Below are 1,199 nucleotides of genomic sequence, written 5' to 3'. Positions count from 1 at the left end.
CTCACACAATTTGCTGCTTACTGACCGCCGGGTTGCGGCTCGGTAATGAACGCAATCTTCACGATACCGGCACGCTGCACCGCCAGTACGATCCGGCCCAGCGGGCCATAACGCGCGGTGATGTCACCCCGGATGTGCACCTCGGGCTGCGGGTCTTTCACCGCGGCTTTTTCCAGACGGGCCAGCAGTTCCGTATCGTTGATCGGTTGCTGGTTCCAGTAGGTGACATTCTTGGCGTCAACGGCCAGAACGATGTTTTCAGGTTTGGTCTGCGTCGGGATGTTGCTTTCCGTCGGCAGCTTCACGTTCACGGTCTGGGTCACCACCGGGATGGTGATCAGGAAGATGATCAGCAACACCAGCATCACGTCGACGAGCGGCGTAGTGTTGATGGCGGACATCACCTGATCTTCTTCACCGGAGGCGCCACCGTGACTGGGTCTGCGATAACGCGCCATGATGTGTTTTACCTTGCCTGATTACTTGGCCGGGGAAGCGAGCAGACCAGCGTGCAGACGGCCAGCCACTACGCGCACCATGTCCAGCACCAGCTTGTTGCGACGCACCAGCCAGTTGTAACCCAGCACGGCCGGCACAGCCACTGCCAGACCGATCGCGGTCATGATCAGCGCTTCACCCACCGGGCCGGCGACCTTGTCGATCGAGGCCTGACCGGCGATACCGATGGCCGTCAGCGCGTGGTAGATCCCCCACACGGTACCGAACAGACCCACGAATGGGGCGGTGGAACCGATGGTGGCCACAACGGACAGGCCGGATTGCATGTGGTGACCGGCGGAATCGACCGCGTCAGAAATCGCCATGGCCACCCAGGTGTTCAGGTCAACACGTTGGGCCAGTTCGCCCTTGTGCTCTTTGGCAGCTTCGATGCCGGCCACGGCCACAGCGGTGAACAGCACGTCATCGTTCTCGGCCACAGCCTTTTGTTGCAGTTCCACGCCGGTCGATTCCAGCAGGTTACGGCCGTGCTTGAGCAGACGGCGTTGTTCCAGCAGCTTGACGATGCCGACATACCAGGTGGAGGCCGACATGATCAACAGAATGATCAGCACGGTGCGGGCCACCACGTCGCCCTGGTTCCACAGTGCGTCGATGCCGTACGGGTTGGCGCCTTCAGCGGCGGAGGCCACAGCGGACACAGCCATCAGGCCGGCCACAGCAGCGAAAGATTTGATGAA

At 61.1% G+C, this 1,199-nt stretch carries 2 protein-coding genes; both read right to left on the bottom strand.

The window, feature by feature from the left end:
- Positions 1–17: 17 nt before the first annotated feature.
- On the bottom strand, positions 18–458 hold the full coding sequence (locus HNQ50_RS21840; RefSeq protein WP_184103702.1) for an ExbD/TolR family protein: 441 nt from the start codon (positions 456–458) through the stop codon (positions 18–20).
- Between the two features lie 21 nt (positions 459–479).
- A complete protein-coding gene (locus HNQ50_RS21835; protein ID WP_444544604.1) occupies positions 480–1,196 on the bottom strand; it encodes a MotA/TolQ/ExbB proton channel family protein in 717 nt (238 codons plus the stop codon).
- Positions 1,197–1,199 lie beyond the last annotated feature (3 nt).

Origin of the sequence: Silvimonas terrae (assembly GCF_014202765.1) — a bacterium.
Classification (GTDB): Bacteria; Pseudomonadota; Gammaproteobacteria; order Burkholderiales; family Chitinibacteraceae; genus Silvimonas; species Silvimonas terrae.
Note: the sequence above shows the minus strand (reverse complement) of the source record. Positions and strands in the feature narration are given on the sequence as shown.

Bases quoted from the DNA above. Each gene is read 5' to 3' on its own strand.
- HNQ50_RS21840 (WP_184103702.1), bottom strand. From the start codon at position 458: ATGGCGCGTTATCGCAGACCCAGTCACGGTGGCGCCTCCGGTGAAGAA.